The organism is Streptomyces cupreus (assembly GCF_014257025.1).
GTDB classification, from domain to species: Bacteria; Actinomycetota; Actinomycetes; order Streptomycetales; family Streptomycetaceae; genus Streptomyces; species Streptomyces cupreus.
This window is the reverse complement of the sequence record NZ_JACMSF010000072.1, coordinates 14,167-33,302: the sequence shown is the minus strand read 5'-3', so window position 1 is coordinate 33,302 and position 19,136 is coordinate 14,167. Positions and strand designations below refer to the sequence as shown.

At 68.5% G+C, this 19,136-nt stretch carries 16 protein-coding genes; 1 reads left to right on the top strand and 15 read right to left on the bottom strand.

The window, feature by feature from the left end; genetic code table 11:
- The 15 genes from H4N64_RS38440 to H4N64_RS38370 all read right to left on the bottom strand — a co-directional run.
- A partial coding sequence (locus H4N64_RS38440) for a RecQ family ATP-dependent DNA helicase (protein WP_186287251.1) occupies nucleotides 1-1,354 on the bottom strand: 1,354 nt, incomplete at its 3' end.
- 254 nt (nucleotides 1,355-1,608) lie between these two features.
- On the bottom strand, nucleotides 1,609-3,258 hold the full coding sequence (gene nuoN / locus H4N64_RS38435) for an NADH-quinone oxidoreductase subunit NuoN (RefSeq protein WP_186287250.1): 1,650 nt from the start codon (nucleotides 3,256-3,258) through the stop codon (nucleotides 1,609-1,611).
- Nucleotides 3,255-4,826 (bottom strand): NADH-quinone oxidoreductase subunit M, encoded by a 1,572-nt coding sequence (locus H4N64_RS38430; RefSeq protein WP_186287249.1) that lies wholly within the window; start codon nucleotides 4,824-4,826, stop codon nucleotides 3,255-3,257. The genes nuoN and H4N64_RS38430 overlap by 4 nt, the downstream gene beginning before the upstream one ends.
- A 5-nt stretch (nucleotides 4,827-4,831) precedes the next feature.
- Nucleotides 4,832-6,745, bottom strand: a complete 1,914-nt coding sequence (gene nuoL, locus H4N64_RS38425) for an NADH-quinone oxidoreductase subunit L (protein WP_186287248.1) — start codon at nucleotides 6,743-6,745, stop codon at nucleotides 4,832-4,834.
- A gap of 14 nt (nucleotides 6,746-6,759) precedes the next feature.
- Nucleotides 6,760-7,059, bottom strand: a complete 300-nt coding sequence (nuoK, locus tag H4N64_RS38420) for an NADH-quinone oxidoreductase subunit NuoK (protein WP_186287247.1) — start codon at nucleotides 7,057-7,059, stop codon at nucleotides 6,760-6,762.
- Nucleotides 7,056-7,898, bottom strand: a complete 843-nt coding sequence (locus tag H4N64_RS38415) for an NADH-quinone oxidoreductase subunit J (protein WP_186287246.1) — start codon at nucleotides 7,896-7,898, stop codon at nucleotides 7,056-7,058. The genes nuoK and H4N64_RS38415 overlap by 4 nt, the downstream gene beginning before the upstream one ends.
- Nucleotides 7,895-8,533, bottom strand: a complete 639-nt coding sequence (nuoI, locus tag H4N64_RS38410) for an NADH-quinone oxidoreductase subunit NuoI (protein ID WP_186287245.1) — start codon at nucleotides 8,531-8,533, stop codon at nucleotides 7,895-7,897. Before nuoI ends, H4N64_RS38415 begins: the two co-directional genes overlap by 4 nt.
- Nucleotides 8,526-9,890 (bottom strand): NADH-quinone oxidoreductase subunit NuoH, encoded by a 1,365-nt coding sequence (nuoH, locus tag H4N64_RS38405; RefSeq protein ID WP_186287244.1) that lies wholly within the window; start codon nucleotides 9,888-9,890, stop codon nucleotides 8,526-8,528. Before nuoH ends, nuoI begins: the two co-directional genes overlap by 8 nt.
- The gene (locus H4N64_RS38400; protein ID WP_186287243.1) at nucleotides 9,887-12,391 is read right to left on the bottom strand and encodes an NADH-quinone oxidoreductase subunit G; all 2,505 of its coding nucleotides are present in this window, start codon (nucleotides 12,389-12,391) and stop codon (nucleotides 9,887-9,889) included. Before H4N64_RS38400 ends, nuoH begins: the two co-directional genes overlap by 4 nt.
- Nucleotides 12,388-13,734 (bottom strand): NADH-quinone oxidoreductase subunit NuoF, encoded by a 1,347-nt coding sequence (nuoF, locus tag H4N64_RS38395; RefSeq protein ID WP_222109893.1) that lies wholly within the window; start codon nucleotides 13,732-13,734, stop codon nucleotides 12,388-12,390. Before nuoF ends, H4N64_RS38400 begins: the two co-directional genes overlap by 4 nt.
- Nucleotides 13,734-14,606: an NADH-quinone oxidoreductase subunit NuoE gene (nuoE, locus tag H4N64_RS38390; RefSeq protein WP_186287241.1), complete on the bottom strand. Its 873-nt coding sequence runs from the start codon at nucleotides 14,604-14,606 to the stop codon at nucleotides 13,734-13,736. The genes nuoF and nuoE overlap by 1 nt, the downstream gene beginning before the upstream one ends.
- A complete protein-coding gene (locus H4N64_RS38385) occupies nucleotides 14,603-15,925 on the bottom strand; it encodes an NADH-quinone oxidoreductase subunit D (protein WP_186287240.1) in 1,323 nt (440 codons plus the stop codon). The genes nuoE and H4N64_RS38385 overlap by 4 nt, the downstream gene beginning before the upstream one ends.
- Complete coding sequence (locus H4N64_RS38380; protein ID WP_186287239.1) at nucleotides 15,922-16,659, bottom strand: NADH-quinone oxidoreductase subunit C; 738 nt, start codon at nucleotides 16,657-16,659, stop codon at nucleotides 15,922-15,924. Before H4N64_RS38380 ends, H4N64_RS38385 begins: the two co-directional genes overlap by 4 nt.
- Nucleotides 16,656-17,210 carry a NuoB/complex I 20 kDa subunit family protein gene (locus tag H4N64_RS38375; protein ID WP_003998928.1) on the bottom strand — a complete coding sequence of 185 codons (555 nt, stop codon included), beginning with the start codon at nucleotides 17,208-17,210 and terminating at the stop codon, nucleotides 16,656-16,658. Before H4N64_RS38375 ends, H4N64_RS38380 begins: the two co-directional genes overlap by 4 nt.
- Before the next feature lie 14 nt (nucleotides 17,211-17,224).
- Nucleotides 17,225-17,584 carry an NADH-quinone oxidoreductase subunit A gene (locus tag H4N64_RS38370; RefSeq protein WP_003974383.1) on the bottom strand — a complete coding sequence of 120 codons (360 nt, stop codon included), beginning with the start codon at nucleotides 17,582-17,584 and terminating at the stop codon, nucleotides 17,225-17,227.
- A gap of 718 nt (nucleotides 17,585-18,302) precedes the next feature.
- Between H4N64_RS38370 and H4N64_RS38365 the strand changes: the two genes are divergently transcribed.
- The gene (locus H4N64_RS38365) at nucleotides 18,303-19,124 is read left to right on the top strand and encodes a C40 family peptidase (RefSeq protein ID WP_186287238.1); all 822 of its coding nucleotides are present in this window, start codon (nucleotides 18,303-18,305) and stop codon (nucleotides 19,122-19,124) included.
- Nucleotides 19,125-19,136 lie beyond the last annotated feature (12 nt).

Here is a 19,136-nt window from a genome sequence, read left to right as displayed (position 1 = left end):
GCAGAATGTCGACGATCTGCACCGCCCCGAACTTCTGCCCCCGCTCCCGCTGAAGCCGCACCACCGTCGACAGCACCTTCTGCGCCGCGATGGTCCCGTCCCACGTCTCGGGCGGAGTCAGGCACGTGTCGCAGTTGCCGCAGCCGGACGGATCCGGATCCTGGCCGAAGTAGGCGAGCAGTTGCCCCCGCCGGCACTGAGCCGTCTCGCACAGCGCGAGCATCGCGTCGAGATGGGCCGCCGCCCGCCGCCGGAACGCCTCGTCGCCCTCGCCCGACTGGATCAGCTTGCGCTGCTGTATGACGTCATTGAGGCCGTACGCCATCCACGCCGTGGACGGCAGCCGGTCCCGCCCCGCGCGGCCCGTCTCCTGGTAGTAGCCCTCGACCGACTTCGGCAGATCCAGGTGTGCGACGAACCGCACGTCCGGCTTGTCGATGCCCATGCCGAAGGCGATCGTCGCCACCACGACGAGCCCGTCCTCGCGCAGGAACCGTGACTGGTGCGCCGCACGCGTCCCCGCGTCCAAGCCCGCGTGATACGGCACCGCCTCGATGCCGTTGCGGCTGAGGAACTCCGCCGTCTTCTCCACGGAGTTGCGCGAGAGGCAGTACACGATGCCCGCGTCCCCGGTGTGCTCCTCGCGCAGAAAGCTAAGCAGCTGCTTCTTGGGGTCGGCCTTGGGCACGATCCGGTACTGGATGTTGGGCCGGTCGAAGCTGGCCACGAAGTGCCGGGCCGTCGGCATGTTCAGCCGCTCGGTGATCTCCTGGTGCGTCGCCCGGGTGGCGGTCGCCGTGAGCGCGATCCGCGGGACGTCCGGCCAGCGCTCGCCGAGCAGGGACAGCGCCAGATAGTCGGGCCGGAAGTCATGGCCCCACTGGGACACACAGTGCGCCTCGTCGATCGCGAACACCGCGATCTTGCCGCGGGAGAGCAGGTCCAGCGTGGAATCGAGCCGAAGCCGCTCCGGCGCCAGGTACAGCAGATCCAGCTCTCCGGCCAGGAACTCCGCCTCCACCACCCGGCGCTCGTCGAAGTCCTGCGTGGAGTTCATGAACCCGGCCCGCACACCGAGCGCCCGCAGCGCGTCCACCTGGTCCTGCATCAGCGCGATCAGCGGCGAGACGACAATGCCCGTACCGGCTCTGACCAGGGACGGAATCTGGTAGCACAGCGACTTGCCGCCGCCGGTCGGCATGAGGACGACGGCGTCGCCGCCGGCCACCACATGCTCGATGACCGCTTCCTGCTCGCCCCGGAAGGCCTCGTACCCGAAGACCCTGTGGAGCGTGGCCAGCGCCTCGCTCTCGGCTACCGCTGTCATGACACCGATCCCGCCCGTCCCACCCATCGTCGTGCCCCCCGTACGTCGCTCCTCGACCACTGCGTCCACGATAGGCGTCCGCACCGACAGCGCCGGAGTTATCCACAGGTTGCCTCGGTAACGTTCGGTAGTCAGTCAAATGGCACCTGTCACATGGCACGGGCCGGGCCACACCGAAGCTGTTCGGCCGGCGTTCGACGAGGGCCAACGCCTGACCCGGCGCGGACGAAGGCCCCGGCTCCCACCTCGGGATCCGGGGCCCTCCGTACCGGCCGTGCGGGTCAGCGCACGAACACCCCGGCATCGCTCGCCAGGTCCAGGAAGTACTGCGGCGCCACACCGAGCACCAGCGTGACCGCCACGCCGACCCCGATCGCCGTCATCGTCAGCGGCGACGGCACGGCGACCGTCGGGCCCTCGGGCCGCGGCTCGCTGAAGAACATCAGCACGATGACGCGGATGTAGAAGAACGCCGCGATCGCCGACGAGATCACACCGACCACCACCAGCGGGGCCGCCCCGCCCTCCGCCGCCGCCTTGAACACCGCGAACTTCCCGGCGAACCCGGAGGTCAGCGGAATGCCCGCGAACGCCAGCAGGAACACCGCGAACACGGCCGCCACCAGCGGCGAACGTCGGCCGAGCCCCGCCCACTTGGACAGGTGCGTGGCCTCGCCGCCCGCGTCCCGGACCAGCGTGACCACCGCGAACGCACCGATCGTCACGAACGAGTAGGCGGCCAGGTAGAAGAGGACGGACGACACACCGTCCGGCGTGGTCGCGATGACACCGGCGAGGATGAAGCCCGCGTGTGCGATCGACGAGTACGCCAGCAGCCGCTTGATGTCGGTCTGTGTGATCGCGACGATGGCGCCGCCCAGCATGGTGATGATCGCGACGGCCCACATGACCGGCCGCCAGTCCCAGCGCAGGCCGGGCAGCACCACGTACAGGACCCGCAGCAGCGCGCCGAACGCCGCCACCTTGGTCGCCGCCGCCATGAAGCCGGTCACCGGGGTCGGCGCGCCCTGGTACACGTCCGGCGTCCACATGTGGAAGGGCACGGCGCCGACCTTGAACAGCAGGCCCATGACCAGCATCCCCATGCCGATCAGCAGCAGCGCGTCGTTGCCCATGGTGTTCGCGAGGGCCGGGTCGACGGTGGTGAGGGTGCCGTCGACGACCTGCGCGATCGTCGCGTACGACACCGAGCCCGCGTAGCCGTACAGCAGCGCGATGCCGAACAGGGTGAACGCGGAGGCGAACGCGCCGAGCAGGAAGTACTTCACCGCCGCTTCCTGCGACATCAGCCGCTTGCGGCGGGCCAGGGCGCACATCAGGTACAGCGGGAGGGAGAAGACCTCCAGCGCGATGAACAGCGTCAGCAGGTCGTTGGCCGCCGGGAAGACCAGCATGCCCGCGACCGCGAAGAGCAGCAGCGGGAACACCTCGGTGGTGGTGAACCCGGCCTTTACCGCGGCCTTTTCGCTCTCGCTGCCCGGCACGGACGCGGCCTGTGCGGCGAAGGAGTCGACCCGGTTGCCGTGCGCCGCCGGGTCCAGCCGCCGTTCGGCGAACGTGAACAGGCCGACCAGTCCGGCCAGCAGGATCGTGCCCTGCAGGAAGAGCGCCGGGCCGTCGACGGCGATGGCGCCCATCGCCGCGATGCCCGCCTTCGTGGTGCCGTATCCGTCGGCCGCGAGCGCGACCACCGCGGCGAACGCGGCGGTCAGCGCGACGGCGGAGACGAACACCTGAGCGTAGTAACGGGACTTGCGCGGGACGATCGCCTCGATCAGCACGCCCACGACCGCCGCGCCGACGACGATCAGCGTGGGCGACAATTGTCCGTATTCGATCTTCGGCGCGTCGATCTTCGAGATCGGATCGGCCGCGGTTGTCCACAGGCTGTGGACGGCTGATGCGCTCACTTGGCCGCCTCCACCTCGGGCTGGGGGTCCTTCTTCTGTACGTCGGACATGGTCTGCTCGACCGCCGGGTTGACGATGTCCGTGACGGGCTTCGGATAGACGCCCAGGAAGATCAGCAGTACGACCAGCGGCGCCACGACGGCGAGTTCCCGCACCCTCAGGTCGGGCATCGCGGAGACCTCGGGCTTCACCGGGCCCGTCATCGTCCGCTGGTACAGGACGAGGGTGTAGAGCGCGGCGAGCACAATGCCGAAGGTGGCGATGATGCCGACCACCGGATAACTCGCGTATGTGCCGACCAGGACCAGGAACTCACTGACGAACGGCGCGAGTCCGGGCAGCGACAGCGTCGCCAGACCGCCGATCAGGAAGGTGCCGGCGAGCACCGGGGCCACCTTCTGCACTCCGCCGTAGTCGGCGATGAGCCGCGAGCCGCGCCGCGAGATCAGGAAGCCGGCCACCAGCATCAAGGCGGCTGTCGAGATCCCGTGGTTGACCATGTACAGCGTCGCGCCCGACTGGCCCTGGCTGGTCATCGCGAAGATGCCCATGATGATGAAGCCGAAGTGCGAGATCGACGCGTAGGCCACCAGCCGCTTGATGTCCCGCTGGCCGACGGCGAGCAGCGCGCCGTAGATGATGCTGATCAGCGCCAGGACGAGGACGGCGGGCGTCGCCCACTTCGAGGCCTCCGGGAACAGGCCGAGGCAGAAGCGGAGCATCGCGAAGGTGCCGACCTTGTCGACGACCGCCGTGATCAGCACGGCGACCGGGGCGGTGGCCTCACCCATGGCGTTGGGCAGCCAGGTGTGCAGCGGCCACAGGGGGGCCTTCACCGCGAAGGCGAAGAAGAAGCCCAGGAACAGCCACCGTTCGGTGCTGGTCACCATGTCCAGCGAGCCGTTGGCGCGAGCCTCGGCGATCTCGGGGAGCGAGAAGCTCCCGGCGACCACGTAGAGGCCGATCACCGCGGCCAGCATGATCAGACCGCCGACCAGGTTGTAGAGAAGGAACTTCACCGCGGCGTACGAGCGCTGGGTGGACGCCACCTCCTCGCCGTGCTCGTGGGCACGGTCCCCGAAGCCTCCGATGAGGAAGTACATCGGGATGAGCATGGCCTCGAAGAAGATGTAGAAGAGGAAGACGTCGGTGGCCTCGAAGGAGAGGATCACCATCGCCTCGACGGCCAGGATCAGGGCGAAGAAGCCCTGGGTGGGCCGCCAGCGCTTGCTGCCGGTCTCCAGCGGGTCGGCGTCGTGCCAGCCCGCGAGGATGATGAACGGGATCAGTACGGCGGTCAGCGCGATCAGGGCCACCGCGATGCCGTCCACGCCCAGGTCGTAGCGGACCCCGAACTCCTTGATCCAGGAGTGGGATTCGGTGAGCTGGTAGCGGTCGCCGTCCGGGTCGAAGCGGACCAGGATCGCGACGGCGAACGCGAGCGTGGCGAGCGAGAAGAGCAGCGCCAGCCACTTGGCGGCAGTGCGCCGCGCGGCCGGTACGGCGGCCGTGGCGACCGCCCCGATCGCGGGGAGCACCGCCGTCGCTGTCAGCAGGGGAAAGGACATCGGTATCAGACCGCCCTCATCAGCAGGGTCGCGGCGACGAGGAGTGCCGCACCGCCGAACATCGAGACCGCGTACGACCGTGCGAAGCCGTTCTGGAGCTTGCGCAGCCGTCCGGAGAGGCCGCCGACCGAGGCCGCCGTGCCGTTGACGACGCCGTCGACCAGGGTGTGGTCGATGTACACCAGGGAGCGCGTGAGGTGCTCGCCGCCGCGGACGAGGACGACGTGGTTGAAGTCGTCCTGGAGCAGATCGCGCCGGGCGGCCCGGGTGAGCAGCGACCCGCGCGGGGCGACGACCGGCACCGGGCGGCGGCCGTACTGGAGGTACGCGGCGGTGACGCCGATGACCATCACGGCCACCGTGGACGCCGTGACCGTGGCCGCGCTGATCGGGGCGTCGCCGTGGTCGTGGCCGGTGATGGGCTCCAGCCAGTGCAGGAAGCGGTCGCCGACGCTGAACAGGCCGCCCGCGAAGACCGATCCGAAGGCCAGCAGGATCATCGGGATCGTCATGGAGCTGGGCGACTCGTGCGGATGCGGTTCGTGGCCGTGCTCGTCGGGCTGCCAGCGCTTCTCACCGAAGAACGTCAGCACCATCACGCGCGTCATGTAGTACGCCGTGATCGCCGCGCCCAGCAGGGCGCAGCCGCCGAGGATCCAGCCCTCGGTGCCGCCCTTGGCGAACGCCGCCTCGATGATCTTGTCCTTGGAGAAGAAGCCGGACAGGCCCGGGAAGCCGATGATGGCGAGATAGCCGAGGCCGAAGGTGATGAAGGTGACCGGCATGTACTTCCTGAGGCCGCCGTACTTCCTCATGTCGACCTCGTCGTTCATGCCGTGCATGACCGAACCGGCGCCGAGGAAGAGCCCGGCCTTGAAGAAGCCGTGGGTCACCAGGTGCATGATCGCGAAGACGTAGCCGATCGGGCCGAGGCCCGCGGCGAGGACCATGTAGCCGATCTGCGACATGGTCGAGCCGGCCAGCGCCTTCTTGATGTCGTCCTTCGCGCAACCGACGATCGCACCGAACAGGAGCGTGACGGCGCCGACGATGGTGACGAGCAACTGCGCGTCGGGGGCGGCGTTGAAGATCGCGCCGGAGCGGACGATCAGGTAGACACCCGCGGTCACCATCGTCGCCGCGTGGATCAGGGCCGAGACCGGGGTCGGGCCCTCCATCGCGTCCCCGAGCCAGGACTGAAGCGGTACCTGTGCGGACTTGCCGCAGGCGGCGAGCAGCAGCATCAGGCCGATGGCGGTGAGCGTGCCCTCGGAGGTCTCGCCGACCAGTCCGGGCTCCTCGTGGGTGCCGAGGAGCGGGCCGAAGGCGAAGGTCCCGAAGGTGGTGAACATGATCATGATCGCGATCGACAGACCCATGTCGCCGACGCGGTTGACCAGGAACGCCTTCTTCGCGGCCGTCGCGGCGCTGGGCTTGTGCTGCCAGAAGCCGATCAGCAGGTAGGAGGCGAGACCGACGCCCTCCCAGCCGACGTACAGCAGGAGGTAGTTGTCGGCGAGGACGAGCAGCAGCATCGCCGCGAGGAACAGGTTCAGATAGCCGAAGAAACGGCGGCGGCGCTCGTCGTGCTCCATGTACCCGACCGAGTACAGATGGATCAGCGAGCCGACGCCGGTGATCAGCAGGACGAACGTCATCGACAGCTGGTCGAGGCGGAAGGCGACGTCCGCCTGGAAGCCCTCCACCGGGATCCAGCTGAACAGATGCTGCGTCAGCGTCCGGTGTTCGGCGTCCTTGCCGAGCAGGTCGACGAAGAGGATCGCGCCGAACACGAACGACACGGCCGCGAGCACCGTACCGATCCAGTGGCCGACGGCGTCCAGGCGCCGGCCACCGCACAGCAGGACGGCCGCTCCGAGCAGGGGCGCCGCGATGAGCAGCGCAATCAGGTTCTCCACGATTCAGCGACCCCTTACAGCTTCATCAGGCTGGCGTCGTCGACCGAGGCCGAGTGGCGGGAACGGAACAGCGACACGATGATCGCGAGCCCGACCACGACCTCCGCGGCGGCGACGACCATCGTGAAGAAGGCGATGATCTGGCCGTCGAGATTGCCGTGCATCCGGGAGAAGGCGACGAGCGAGAGGTTGCAGGCGTTGAGCATGAGCTCGACGCACATGAACACCACGATCGCGTTGCGCCTGATCAGTACGCCGGTGGCGCCGATCGTGAACAACAGGGCCGCGAGGTAGATGTAGTTGACCGGGTTCACTTCGACGCCTCCTCGGCCCGCTTGAGGTTCGCCGGCTCGACCGCGGTCCTCTCCAGGCGCTCCTCGGCGCGCTGTTCCAGGGCCTTGAGGTCGTTGAGCGCCTCGGTGGACACATCACGGATCTGGCCGCGTTCCCGCAGGGTCTTGCTGACGGTGAGCTCCGACGGGGTGCCGTCGGGCAGCAGCCCCGCGATGTCCACGGCGTTGTGCCGGGCGTACACGCCGGGCGCCGGGAGCGGCGGCACGTTCTTGCCCTCGCGCACCCGCTGCTCGGCCAGTTCGCGCTGTGTCCTGGCCCGCTCGGTGCGCTCCCGGTGGGTGAGCACCATGGCGCCGACGGCGGCCGTGATGAGCAGGGCGCCGGTGATCTCGAAGGCGAAGACGTACTTGGTGAACAGGAGGGCGGCGAGGCCCTCCACATTGCCGTTGGCGTTCGCCTGGGCGAGGCCGTTGAACTCCGTCAGGGAGGCGTTGCCGATCCCGGCGAACAGCAGGATGCCGAAGCCGAGGCCGCAGAGAAGGGCCAGCCAGCGCTGACCCTTGATGGTCTCCTTCAGGGAGTCCGCCGCGGTCACGCCGACCAGCATCACCACGAACAGGAACAGCATCATGATCGCGCCGGTGTAGACGACGATCTGCACGACGCCCAGGAAGTAGGCGCCGTTGGCCAGGTAGAACACCGCCAGGACGATCATGGTGCCGGCCAGGCAGAGCGCGCTGTGCACGGCCTTCTTCATGAAGACGGTGCCCAGGGCGCCGATCACCGCGACCGTGCCGAGAACCCAGAACTGGAAGGCCTCGCCGGTGGAGGTGGAGTAGGCGGCGAGCTGCGCGCTCATGCGTCCACCTCCTCTTCTTCCGCCGCGCCCGAAGGGCCTGCCAATTGATGCTGTTCGCCATTGGAGACGGCGACCTGGCGTTCCGTACCGGGCGCGGCCTCGGTCACCAGGCCCCGGTAGTAGTCCTGTTCGTCCGTCCCGGGGTAGATCGCGTGCGGTGTGTCCACCATGCCGTCCTCAAGACCGGCGAGCAGTTGCTCCTTGGTGTAGATGAGGTTGGCGCGGCTGGAGTCGGCCAGCTCGAACTCGTTCGTCATCGTGAGCGCGCGCGTGGGGCACGCCTCGATGCACAGGCCGCACAGGATGCAGCGGGCGTAGTTGATCTGGTAGACGCGGCCGTACCGCTCGCCCGGCGAGTAGCGCTCCTCGTCGGTGTTGTCCGCGCCCTCGACATAGATCGCGTCGGCGGGGCAGGCCCAGGCGCACAGCTCGCAGCCGACGCACTTCTCCAGGCCGTCCGGATGGCGGTTGAGCTGGTGCCGTCCGTGGAAGCGCGGAGCGGTGGTCTTCTGCTGTTCCGGGTACTGCTCGGTCAGCCGCTTCTTGAACATGGCCTTGAAGGTCACGCCGAAGCCGGCCACGGGATTCTGGAAGCCAGGCTTTGTCTGCCCGGTCTCCTTGGGGTCCTCAGCCATCGGACGCCTCCTTTCCATCCAGAGATCCGTCGTCACTCTGAGTATTCACCCCGCCACTGACAATCAGCTCCCGCTCCTGGCGCGAACGGCGTCGCGGCACCGGCGGCAGCTCCTGTCCGGGCAGCGGCGGCACGGGGAATCCGCCCGCCATCGCGTCGAATCCGGCGGCCGGGGCGGCGGGCCCCTCCTCCTTCGGCTTGCCGCGGAACATGTCCGCGACGAAGGAGAGCAGCAGGAGCACCAGGACGCCGCCGCCGACGTAGAGGGCGATGTCGGCGAAGTCGTAGTTCTCGTTGCGCAGGGTCCGTACGGTCGCGACGAGCATCAGCCAGACCACGGAGACCGGGATCAGGACCTTCCAGCCGAGCTTCATCAACTGGTCGTAGCGGACGCGAGGCAGCGTGCCGCGCAGCCAGATGAAGAAGAACAGCAGCAGCTGAACCTTGATCACGAACCAGAGCAGCGGCCACCAGCCGTGGTTCGCGCCCTCCCAGAAGGTGGAGACCGGCCAGGGGGCCCGCCAGCCGCCGAGGAAGAGCGTCACCGACACCGCCGAGACCGTCACCATGTTCACGTACTCGGCGAGCATGAACATCGCGAACTTGATCGACGAGTACTCGGTGTTGAAGCCGCCGACCAGGTCGCCCTCGGACTCCGGCATGTCGAAGGGGGCGCGGTTGGTCTCGCCGACCATCGTGACGATGTAGATGATGAAGGAGACCGGCAGCAGGATGATGTACCAGCGGTCCTGCTGCGCCTCGACGATCGTCGACGTCGACATCGACCCCGAGTAGAGAAAGACGGAGGCGAAGGCCGCGCCCATGGCGATCTCGTACGAGATCATCTGCGCGCAGGAACGCAGGCCACCGAGGAGCGGATAGGTGGATCCGGAACTCCAACCCGCGAGCACGATGCCGTAGATGCCGACCGAGGCGACCGCGAGGATGTAGAGCATCGCGATCGGCAGGTCGGTGAGCTGCATCGTGGTGCGCTCGCCGAAGATCGAGATCTCGTTGCCGGCCGGGCCGAAGGGGATCACCGCGATCGCCATGAAGGCCGGGATGGCCGCGACGATCGGCGCGAGGACGTAGACGACCTTGTCCGCGCGTTTGACGATGACGTCTTCCTTCAGCATCAGCTTGATGCCGTCGGCGAGCGACTGGAGCATGCCCCAGGGGCCGTGCCGGTTGGGGCCGATGCGCAACTGCATCCAGGCGACGACCTTGCGCTCCCACACGATGGAGAACAGCACCGTCACCATCAGGAAGGCGAAGCAGAACACCGCCTTGATGACGACCAGCCACCAGGGGTCGCGGCCGAACATCGAGAGGTCTTCAGCGGCGAGGTACGGGCTCATGCCTCCACCTCCTTGGGGGCCTCGGTCGCGAGCGTCGCCGGGCCGATACGGACGAGGGAGCCGGGCCGCGCGCCGGTGTCGGAGGCGACGCCGCCACCGGTGGAGTTGAGCGGCAGCCAGACCACCCGGTCGGGCATCGCGGTGATCCTGAGCGGGAGTTCGACCGTCCCCGCGGTGCCGGTCACCGCGAGGACGTCGCCGTCCTTCACGCCCGCTTCCGCGGCCGTGGCGGCCGACACGCGCGCGTGGGCGGCGTGCCGTGTCCCGGCGAGCGCCTCGTCGCCCTCCTGGAGGCGGCCCTGGTCGAGCAGCAGCCGGTGCCCGGCCAGCACGGCCTCTCCGGCGGCGGGCCTCGGCAACTGCACGGCGGTTTCGAGGGGTTCGGTGGCCCGGGGCCCGTCCCAGGCCCCCAGCCGGTCCAGCTCCGCGCGCGTGGTGCGCAGATCCGGCAGTCCCAGGTGTACGTCCATGGCGTCGGCCAGCATCTGCAGGACGCGGGCGTCGGTCGGGGGCAGGCGGCGGGTCATCTGGTCGGGTTTGAGCGCGGCCTCGAAGAGGCGCACCCTGCCTTCCCAGTTGAGGAAGGTCCCCGCCTTCTCGGCGACGGCGGCGACAGGCAGGACCACGTCGGCGAGCTCGGTGACCTCGCTCGGCCGCAGTTCCAGCGAGACCACGAAGCCGGCCTCGGCGAGCGCCTCACGCGCGCGTGCCGGGTCGGGCAGATCGGCGATCTCGACTCCGGCGACCACCAGGGCCTGGAGTTCGCCGGTGGCGGCGGCCTCCACGATCTGGCTGGTGTCGCGCCCGTAGCGGTGCGGGAGTTCGGCCAGGCCCCAGGCCGCGGCGACCTCCTCACGCGCGCGTGGGTCGGTGGCCGGACGGCCGCCCGGCAGCAGCGACGGCAGCGCGCCCGCCTCGACGGCTCCGCGCTCCCCGGCCCGCCGCGGGATCCACACCAGGTGCGCACCGGTCGCGGACGCGGCCCGTACGGCGGCGGTGAGTCCGCCCGCCACACCGGCCAGCCGCTCGCCTACGACGATCACCGCGCCCTCGGTGCGCAGCGCCTTGGCGGCCCGAGCGCCGTCGTCCTCCAGACCGACCCCGCTCGCGAGCGCGTCCAGCCACTCGGTCTCGGTGCCGGGAGCGGCGGGCAGCAGCGTGCCGCCGGCTTTTTCCAGGCCGCGTGTCTCATGCGTGGCGAGCGAGAAGACCTTCTGGCCGTGCTTGCGCCAGGCCTTGCGCAGCCGCAGGAAGATCCCGGGCGCCTCCTCCTCGGCCTCGAAACCGGCCAGCAGGACCGCGGGCGCCTTCTCCAGGAGGGAGTACGTGACGCCCGTACCGTCGAGGTCGCGTCCGCGTCCGGCGACCCGGGCCGCCAGGAAGTCGGCCTCCTCGCCGCTGTGCACACGCGCGCGGAAGTCGATGTCATTGGTGTCGAGCGCCACGCGCGCGAACTTGCTGTACGCGTAGGCATCCTCGATGGTGAGGCGGCCGCCGGTCAGGACGCCGGCCCGGCCGCGCGAGGCGAGCAGCCCCTGGGCCGCGATCTGGAGGGCCTCCGGCCAGGACGCCGGCACCAGCTCGCCCTCGGGATTGCGCACCAGCGGCGTCTCAAGACGGTCCCGCTGCTGCGCGTACCGGAAGGCGAACCGTCCCTTGTCGCAGATCCACTCCTCGTTGACCTCGGGGTCGTTGGCGGCGAGCTTGCGCATGACCTTGCCGCGCCGGTGGTCCGTGCGCGTGGCGCAGCCGCCCGAGCAGTGCTCGCAGACACTCGGCGAGGACACCAGGTCGAAGGGCCGTGAGCGGAAGCGGTAGGCCGCCGAGGTGAGCGCGCCGACCGGACAGATCTGGATGGTGTTGCCGGAGAAGTACGACTCGAAGGGGTCGCCCTCACCGGTGCCGACCTGCTGGAGCGCGCCCCGCTCGAGCAGCTCGATCATCGGGTCGCCCGCGATCTGGTTGGAGAAGCGGGTGCAGCGGGCGCACAGCACGCACCGCTCACGGTCGAGCAGCACCTGCGTGGAGATCGGGACGGGCTTCTCGTACGTCCGCTTGCGTCCCTCGAAGCGGGACTCGGCCTGGCCGTGCGACATGGCCTGGTTCTGCAGCGGGCACTCGCCGCCCTTGTCGCAGACCGGGCAGTCCAGCGGGTGGTTGATGAGGAGGAGCTCCATCACACCTTGCTGGGCCTTCTCGGCGACCGGCGAGGTGAGATGCGTCTTCACCACCATGCCGTCGGTGCAGGTGATGGTGCAGGACGCCATCGGCTTGCGCTGGCCCTCGACCTCGACGATGCACTGGCGGCAGGCGCCGGCCGGGTCGAGGAGCGGGTGGTCGCAGAAGCGGGGGATCTCGATGCCGAGCTGCTCGGCGGCCCGGATGACCAGGGTGCCCTTGGGCACGCTGATCTCCACGCCGTCGATGGTCAGCGAGACGAGATCTTGCGGCGGGACCGCCGCCTCTCCCCCTCCGGAGGGAGCGCTGGTGGTCACAGTCATGCGTTCACCTCCGTGCGGTCGGCCCAGGCCGTCGACTTGGCCGGGTCGAAGGGGCAGCCGCGGCCCGTGATGTGCTGCTCGTACTCCTCGCGGAAGTACTTGAGCGAGGAGAAGATCGGCGAGGCGGCGCCGTCGCCGAGGGCGCAGAAGGACTTGCCGTTGATGTTGTCGGCGATGTCGTTCAGCTTGTCGAGGTCGCTCATCACGCCCTTGCCGGCCTCGATGTCGCGCAGCAACTGCACGAGCCAGTACGTGCCTTCGCGGCAGGGCGTGCACTTGCCGCAGGACTCGTGGGCGTAGAACTCGGTCCAGCGGGTGACGGCGCGTACGACACAGGTCGTCTCGTCGAAGCACTGGAGCGCCTTGGTGCCGAGCATGGAACCGGCGGCGCCCACGCCCTCGTAGTCGAGGGGGACGTCGAGGTGCTCGTCGGTGAACATCGGCGTCGAGGAGCCGCCCGGCGTCCAGAACTTCAGCCGGTGGCCCGGGCGCATCCCGCCGCTCATGTCCAGCAGTTGGCGCAGGGTGATGCCGAGCGGAGCCTCGTACTGGCCGGGGCTCGCGACATGGCCGCTGAGCGAGTAGAGCGTGAAGCCCGGGGACTTCTCGCTGCCCATCGACCTGAACCACTCTTTGCCTTTTTGCAGAATCGCGGGAACCGACGCGATCGACTCGACGTTGTTCACCACAGTCGGGCACGCATAGAGGCCCGCCACCGCAGGGAAAGGAGGACGGAGCCGCGGTTGACCACGGCGGCCTTCGAGCGAGTCGAGCAGTGCGGTCTCTTCACCACAGATGTACGCCCCGGCGCCCGCGTGCACGGTGAGTTCGAGATCGAGGCCGCTGCCGAGGATGTTCTTTCCGAGGTAGCCGGCCGCATAGGCCTCGCTCACGGCCGAGTGCAACCGCCGCAGCACAGGGACGACTTCACCACGCAGATAGATGAAGGCATGCGAAGACCTGATGGCATAACACGCGATCACAATGCCCTCGATGAGGCTATGCGGGTTCGCGAAGAGGAGCGGGATGTCCTTGCAGGTTCCGGGCTCCGACTCGTCGGCGTTGACAACTAGATAGTGCGGTTTTCCATCTCCCTGCGGAATGAACTGCCATTTCATTCCGGTGGGGAATCCCGCACCGCCGCGCCCGCGCAGACCGGAGTCCTTCACATAGGCGATGAGGTCGTCCGGCGACATGGCGAGCGCCTTGCGAAGTCCCTCGTATCCTTCGTGCCTTCGGTAGACGTCCAGCGTCCAGGACCTGTCCTCGTCCCAGAAGGCCGACAGCACGGGTGCGAGCAGCTTCTCGGGGCTGGTGTCTTTCAGCTCGGGTGCCAAGGTCATCACTCCCCCTCCTCGGCGGTAGGCCCGGCCGGGTGGGCCGGGTCGGAGGCCGATGTGTCCTGCGGCGCGTCGTGTGAGCTCAAGTGCTCCGCCGGTGACGGCTCGTGCACTGCCCTGTCCTGCGGCTCCTCATGAGGTCCGCCGTCGCGTGGGTGAACCACGCGCGCGGGGGCGGTCTCCCCCTTGGCCAGCTTGAGGCCGACCAGCGAAGCGGGTCCCGCGCTTCCGCCGGCCTCGGCTGCCCCTTCCCGCTCGTCGGGAAAGCCCGCCAGGATCCGGGCTGTCTCCTTGAAGGTGCACAGCGGCGCCCCGCGCGTGGGAGAAACCGGTGCTCCCGCGCGCAGGTCGTCCACCATGCGCTTGGCGCTCTGCACGGTCTGGTTGTCGAAGAACTCCCAGTTGACCATCACGACCGGGGCGTAGTCGCAGGCCGCGTTGCACTCGATGTGCTCCAGGGTGACCTTGCCGTCGTCGGTGGTCTCGCCATTGCCGACGCCGAGGTGCTCCTGGAGCGCCTCGAAGATCGCGTCACCGCCCATCACCGCGCACAGCGTGTTGGTGCACACCCCGACCTGGTAGTCGCCGCTCGGGCGGCGCCGGTACATGGTGTAGAAGGTGGCGACCGCGGTGACCTCGGCCGTGGTCAGGTGCAGCATGTCCGCGCAGAACCGCATCCCGGTGCGCGTGACATGGCCTTCTTCCGACTGCACCAGGTGCAGCAGGGGAAGGAGCGCGGACCGGGAGTCGGGGTAGCGGGCGATGATCTCGCGCGCGTCCCGCTCCAGCCGGGCTCGAACGTCGTCCGGGTAGGCGGGCGCGGGCAGTTCGGGCATGCCCAGACTGACGCCCTGCTCCGAAGAACTGGTGGTCACCGGTCGACGCCTCCCATCACGGGGTCGATGGACGCGACGGCGACGATGACGTCGGCGACCTGGCCGCCCTCGCACATCGCCGCCATGGCCTGAAGGTTGGTGAAGGACGGGTCGCGGAAGTGGACCCGGTAGGGGCGGGTGCCGCCGTCGGAGACGGCATGTACTCCGAGTTCGCCCTTGGGTGACTCGACGGCCGCGTACGCCTGTCCCGGCGGGACGCGGAAGCCCTCGGTGACGAGCTTGAAGTGGTGGATCAGGGCCTCCATGGAGGTGCCCATGATCTTCTTGATGTGGTCGAGGGAGTTGCCGAGACCGTCCGGGCCGAGCGCGAGCTGGGCGGGCCAGGCGATCTTCTTGTCGGCGACCATGACCGGCCCGGGCTGGAGCCGGTCCAGGCACTGCTCGACGATCCTGAGCGACTGGCGCATCTCCTCCAGGCGGATCAGGAAGCGGCCGTAGGCGTCGCAGGTGTCGGCGGTCGGGACGTCGAAGTCGAAGGTCTCGTAGCCGCAGTACGGCTGGGTCTTGCGCAGGTCGTGCGGGAGGCCGGTGGCGCGCAGGATCGGGCCGGTGGCGCCGAGGGCCATGCAGCCGGCCAGGTCGAGATGGCCGATGCCCTGCATACGGCCCTTGAAGATGGGGTTCCCGGTGGCGAGCTTGTCGTACTCCGGGAGGTTCTTCTTCATCTTCTTCACGAACTCGCGGATCTGGTCCACCGCGCCGGGCGGCAGGTCCTGGGCGAGTCCGCCGGGGCGGATGTACGCGTGGTTCATCCTGAGGCCCGTGATGAGCTCGTAGATGTCGAGAATCATTTCACGATCACGGAATCCGTAGATCATGATCGTGGTGGCGCCGAGCTCCATGCCACCGGTGGCGATGCACACCAGGTGCGAGGAGAGGCGGTTGAGCTCCATCAGGAGCACCCGGATGAGGGTGGCCCGGTCGGGGATCTGGTCCTCGATGCCGAGGAGCTTCTCGACGGCGAGACAGTAGGCGGTCTCGTTGAAGAAGGACGTCAGGTAGTCCATGCGCGTCACGAACGTGGTGCCCTGCGTCCAGGTGCGGAATTCGAGGTTCTTCTCGATGCCGGTGTGCAGATAGCCGATGCCGCAGCGGGCCTCGGTGACGGTCTCGCCGTCGATCTCCAGGATCAGCCGGAGCACCCCGTGGGTGGAGGGGTGCTGGGGGCCCATGTTGAGGACGATGCGCTCGTCGTCGGCTCGGGCCGCGGCCTGGACGACCTCGTCCCAGTCGCCACCGGTGACCGTATATACGGTGCCCTCGGTGGTCTCGCGCGGAGTGGCGTGCTGCGTGCTCATGAGTACGACCTCCGCTGGTCCGGAGCCGGGATCTGGGCGCCCTTGTACTCGACGGGGATGCCGCCGAGGGGGTAGTCCTTGCGCTGCGGATGGCCCTGCCAGTCGTCCGGCATCATGATCCGCGTCAGGGCCGGGTGACCTTCGAAGACGATGCCGAAGAAGTCGTAGGTCTCGCGCTCGTGCCAGTCGTTGGTCGGATACACGGAGACCAGCGACGGGATGCGGCGGTCGCTGTCGGGGGCGCTGACCTCAAGGCGGATCAGCCGGTTGTGGGTGATCGAGCGCAGGTGGTAGACGGCGTGCAGCTCGCGGCCCTTGTCGTTCGGGTAGTGCACGCCGCTGACGCCCGTGCACAGCTCGAAGCGCAGGGCCGGGTCGTCGCGCAGGGTGCGGGCGACCCGGAGCAGGTGCTCGCGCTCGATGTGGAAGGTGAGCTCGCCGCGGTCGACGACCGTCTTCTCGATGGTGTTCTCGGGCAGGAGGCCCTGTTCCTCCAGCGCGCCCTCCAGTTCGTCGGCGACCTCGTCGAACCAGCCGCCGTAGGGGCGGGTGGCCGGTCCCGGGAGCCGGACCGAGCGGACCAGGCCGCCGTAGCCGGAGGTGTCGCCGCCGTTGTTGGCGCCGAACATGCCGCGCTGGACGCGGATCTCCTCGCCGCCCTCGCCGCGCTGGCCGGGGAGGTTGGAGGCGCCGAGGTCCTTCTCGGGGTTGACGCCGTTGTTCGTGTCGCTCATCGCAGCAGCCCCTTCATCTCGATGGTGGGGAGCGCCTTGAGTGCGGCTTCCTCGGCCTCGCGGGCCGCCTCCTCGGCGTTCACGCCGAGCTTGGAGGTCTGGATCTTCTGGTGGAGCTTGAGGATCGCGTCCATCAGCATCTCGGGCCGCGGCGGGCAGCCGGGCAGATAGATGTCGACCGGGACGATGTGGTCGACGCCCTGCACGATCGCGTAGTTGTTGAACATGCCGCCCGAGGAGGCGCAGACCCCCATGGAGATCACCCACTTGGGGTTCGGCATCTGGTCGTAGACCTGCCTGAGCACCGGCGCCATCTTCTGGCTGACCCGGCCGGCGACGATCATGAGGTCCGCCTGCCGCGGTGAGCCGCGGAAGACCTCCATGCCGAAGCGCGCCAGGTCGTAGCGGCCGGCGCCGGTGGTCATCATCTCGATGGCACAGCAGGCGAGGCCGAAGGTGGCCGGGAAGACGGACGCCTTGCGCACCCAGCCTGCGGCCTGCTCGACGGTGGTCAGCAGGAAGCCGCTCGGCAGCTTTTCTTCGAGTCCCATGAGTTAAAGGCCCCTCAGTCCCATTCCAGACCGCCGCGCCGCCATACGTACGCGTACGCGACGAAGACGGTGAGCACGAAGAGCAGCATCTCCACGAGCCCGAAAATCCCCAGGGCGTCGAAGGTGACGGCCCAGGGGTAGAGGAAGACGATCTCGATATCGAAGATGATGAAGAGCATCGCCGTCAGGTAGTACTTGATGGGGAAGCGCCCGCCGCCGGCCGGCGTGGGGGTCGGCTCGATACCGCATTCGTAGGCTTCGAGCTTGGCCCGGTTGTACCGCTTCGGACCGATCAGCGTGGCCATGACCACGGAGAAGATCGCAAAGCCTGCCCCGAGGGCTCCCAGTACGAGGATGGGCGCATACGCGTTCACCGCTCCTCGCTCCTCTCAGTCGGCACTGACTGCTGGCGGTTGCGTCAGGCTCGCCACTTGCGTCCCATCGGCCCCTCGAACCCCGCTCGTCCCGGCGAAGATCGAGAACATGTGAAGCAGGTCACAAGCCCAACTGCCTCGCATCTTATGCCCGCCGCTCTGTGATCTGCGACACGGGGTATTACACAAGCTTTGTGATCTCCACCACCTGACGAAGGATCATGAAGTCGGAAGAGTGGTGATCTTCGCACACGAGGCATCCAAGTGATCACCTGAGGTGACATTTCCGCTCGTCGGCGCAGCTCGGAGGGGGCGTCTCAATATCAAGAGACTTCCCTTGCATGCAAATTGGAGATGGACCGGGTGCCCTGATAGTGGGCCGCGTTCACACATCAGAGGGAGGTGTGCGGCCGGGTGTGGACGCGTGCGCGCATTCACGAGCGGCGCGGGGTCGGGCCGTGCGCGCGAGACGCGACCGTCGCCGTAACCGTTGCGTGACCTCCACCACATCAATGAGAGGCCGATGAGAGCCGGGCTTGGCCACCTGCCTCAACAAGTGGTAGGCGCGGGGCAATTCGGGCGAACCGACGAAAGGACGTGATCACGGGCGGGTTGGGCGGCGCCCGCAATGTCCGTTACGGCGTCAATAAAGGGCGACACGCGCGGGATTCACGGGGCTGATTGAACAACTGTGGCGCAGCACACGTTTCTTGAAGGTATGGAGGAGCCCCTGATACCGGTTGTTCTCATGTCCCACACCGCTCACATACGCAGCCACCGGAAACCCCGCCGCACCGGGTCCACGACCCTCGCGATGCGCGCCGGAGTTGCCGGTGGCGTCCTCAGCATGGCAGCGGCGGGCGCGTCGGCCTCGGCGAGCGCCGCCGAGCCGGTCACGCAGACCCTCGAACTGCCCACCCTGACGGCCGACCTGGCCGCTCAGGTCGCCCAGTCCGCGGACGCCACGCAGCAGGCCGCGGCCAGCTATGAGCTGCAGGCCGAGCGTGACGCCGCCGCCGCGGCGGCCGCGAAGGAGGCCAAGGCCGACCTCGCGGAGGCCAAGAAGAAGGCGGAGGCCAAGAAGAAGGCCGCCGAGGCCGCCCGTAAGGCCGCCGCCGAGCGTGCCGCCCGCAGCACGGAGCGGACCACCCTCGCCGCCGACACGACCGCCTCCGCCCCGGCGAGCGGCAGCGTCGGTACGGTCATCGCCTTCCTCAAGGCGCAGCTGGGCGATGCCTACGTCATGGGCGCCACCGGCCCCAACGCATGGGACTGCTCCTCGCTGGTGCAGGCCGCCTTCAAGCAGGTCGGCGTGGACCTCCCCCGCGTCTCCCAGGACCAGTCGATGGCCGGCACGGACGTCTCCCTGTCCAACCTCCAGGTCGGCGACATCCTGTACTGGGGCGGCAAGGGCTCGGCGTACCACGTGGGCGTGTACATCGGCGACGGTCAGTACCTGGACGCCGCCAACCCGTCCAAGGGTGTGGTCATTCAGGACCTTTCCGGCTATCCCGCTTCGGGCGCGGTGCGCGTACTCTGACACACAGCCCGA

Bases quoted from the DNA above. Each gene is read 5' to 3' on its own strand.
- nuoF (WP_222109893.1), bottom strand. From the start codon at position 13,734: ATGACCTTGGCACCCGAGCTGAAAGACACCAGCCCCGAGAAGCTGCTC.
- nuoH (WP_186287244.1), bottom strand. From the start codon at position 9,890: ATGAGCCCGTACCTCGCCGCTGAAGACCTCTCGATGTTCGGCCGCGAC.
- H4N64_RS38385 (WP_186287240.1), bottom strand. From the start codon at position 15,925: ATGAGCACGCAGCACGCCACTCCGCGCGAGACCACCGAGGGCACCGTA.
- H4N64_RS38365 (WP_186287238.1), top strand. From the start codon at position 18,303: ATGGAGGAGCCCCTGATACCGGTTGTTCTCATGTCCCACACCGCTCAC.
- H4N64_RS38415 (WP_186287246.1), bottom strand. From the start codon at position 7,898: ATGAGCGCGCAGCTCGCCGCCTACTCCACCTCCACCGGCGAGGCCTTC.
- nuoI (WP_186287245.1), bottom strand. From the start codon at position 8,533: ATGGCTGAGGACCCCAAGGAGACCGGGCAGACAAAGCCTGGCTTCCAG.
- H4N64_RS38375 (WP_003998928.1), bottom strand. From the start codon at position 17,210: ATGGGACTCGAAGAAAAGCTGCCGAGCGGCTTCCTGCTGACCACCGTC.
- H4N64_RS38400 (WP_186287243.1), bottom strand. From the start codon at position 12,391: ATGACTGTGACCACCAGCGCTCCCTCCGGAGGGGGAGAGGCGGCGGTC.
- H4N64_RS38430 (WP_186287249.1), bottom strand. From the start codon at position 4,826: ATGTCCTTTCCCCTGCTGACAGCGACGGCGGTGCTCCCCGCGATCGGG.
- H4N64_RS38380 (WP_186287239.1), bottom strand. From the start codon at position 16,659: ATGAGCGACACGAACAACGGCGTCAACCCCGAGAAGGACCTCGGCGCC.